The following is a 2282-nucleotide window of genomic DNA, read 5'->3' on the forward strand; positions in this document are numbered from 1 at the left end:
AAAAAAAGCTAAGTGATATTTTTAGTAAAATAAAAAAAGAATAAAATAAAATAAAATAAAAATAACAGTAAATTGCCCAGAGTATCGAGAGGTAAACCAAAACTTTAATCAGCCAAAGAATATATAAGGTCGAGTATTGGAAAAGACAAAATAATAAAAAATAAATAAAAGATCGAGAATCGTAGAGTAAAAAATCAAATTAATCTTCAGAAAATAAGAGAGGGTGGAGTTGGCTTCAAAAGATTAGTTCCCTTAATCCTCATAGTTAAAGACTTTACAGCACAATCACCAAAATTATCTTAATAAAGTAGAAGAAAAAGTAACAATAAATAAAACAAAATTAAATAAAATAAAGATTGGTAAATAGCCAATTAAAGAAACATTTTGAATTAGCAAGTTTAGAGGGTTTTTCATTGGTAGCGGAGTGGCTCAGATAATCTTGGGGGAGTATTTTGATGTTTTCGGAAAAGAAAATGTCCCTTTGATAGTCGGGGTCAAAATCTTGATGAAGTGGAAATTTTTGAGAAAAATCGGTAATAGTGTCAATTCTTTAATCTTCAATCAACAATCGACAATCGCCTGACTGAGCATCTTAAATTGAAAAAAGCGGTTTACTCTAAGCAGCACTACGCCCTGGCAGACTGTTCGTGAGTTGAGTCGCCGAAATTAGCTGGGAAATCGAGCAAAATCGCTAATTTCAGTAGATGGACAAGTTTTTGACAGCGTGGTCGCCATACTGAGGGACTTGACTTTTGTCCGAATTTATTAGTACTAATGTTTTAAAGCAGAGGATATAGAATAAGTATTAATTATAGTTTTTAGATAAGGATTTAGTTATATATACTCGCTTATATTTGCTCTGTCAAAAATATTGTATGCTTTGGAGTATTTGCCAATTTATTGAGTTTTAAAAATTGACTAATACTAAAGAAAAAGCTGTTTTAACAGATGAAGAAACTTTAAAAAAAGTTGTTGATTGTTTAAAAGAAAATATTTCAATTAAGACCCAAAGTGATTGTCAACAAAGCGATTTATTTAATATTTTAGTAGGAGCAGCTAGTCGTAGTGATACGATAGAAAATACAGCTTCTAGTTTAAAAAACTCTTGGTCTGGTCGAAATGTCAGATATCATTTAAGCAAAATTGATAATTTTGAAGACTTAGAAAAAGAAGTAAATCAAGCATTAACAAGTAAACTTCCCCTTAGAATAAAGAAGAAAAAACATAAACTAGCAATCGATTTAAATTTAATCCCTTACTATGGTACATCTAGGAAAAAAGAAGAAGATTATATTTATCGTAGTCAAGCAAAAAATGGAACTTGTTCATTTTTCGCTTATGCTACTATCTATATTATCACCAAAAATAAGCGATTAACTATAGCTATCATTGGGGTAAAAAAAAGCTATACATCTGTAGCTCTCATTACTTATCTTTTAGAGAAAATAAACTCTTTACAAATCAAAATCAAAACATTGTATTCAGAAAAGTAGTTTATATTCCTAGCAGTTAATTAATATTTATACTCATCTAAAAAAAATAAGCTTAAAGCTTTAATCTAAGGGCGAGGGTCTGTTCAACTATTCAAACTGTTGCGTTTAAGAGATAACTTTTGTCAAAATCTGCTCGAACACTCAAAATTTCTTGAAAAAACTTAAATCCAATACTCAATTATTTTTGACTTAAAATGATTTTAAAATATTGTTGTTTTTGTAACAGTTTTATTTCCCAAATATGAACATAATACTGCAATTTAAAGTCATACTAGGTATTAATATAACCTTTACTTATATTAATGAGAGTCTTTTAGAACAAAGGTACTGAGAGAAATTGTGACTCTAAATCATTTTTGGGCGGGCGCGATCGCGTTCTCTGAACACTTGTCCATCTACTGAATTTTAGCGATTTTGCTCAATTGTTTGGTTTTAGCTTTCTTGAGAGCAAATTCTGTGTTAACTTTGTCCAAAATTAATCTAATTGAGATCGGGAGCAAAATGTCAAGTAAAAAAGTTCGAGTTAAGGCACATACCCGCACAATCCATACCAGAGTGTACAAATTCGTATGTAAAAGCTGTACTAAGAAGGTGGAAAGAGAGACATATGCGACAATCTGTCCTCTTTACTGTGATAAGTGCAAAAACCAAAGACACAGTGGTTTGGTGGCAGCGACGACGAGGTAAATCAGGCAATGAATGCCTAACGGGACTTAAACAAAAATTATGCCCAAACAAACCCGGGACTCAGGGCAAACGCATCTAAATTTCAAAAGCTAGACAGAAAAA

At 31.2% G+C, this 2282-nt stretch carries 1 pseudogene; it reads left to right on the top strand.

From position 1 onward, the window contains the following. Nucleotides 1-914: 914 nt before the first annotated feature. Nucleotides 915-1490 (top strand): annotated as a pseudogene (locus H1P_RS32825) (ISH3 family transposase); the annotation flags it as partial. Between the last annotated feature and the right edge of the window lie 792 nt (nt 1491-2282).

Source organism: Hyella patelloides LEGE 07179 (assembly GCF_900659865.1).
Taxonomy (GTDB): Bacteria; Cyanobacteriota; Cyanobacteriia; order Cyanobacteriales; family Xenococcaceae; genus Hyella; species Hyella patelloides.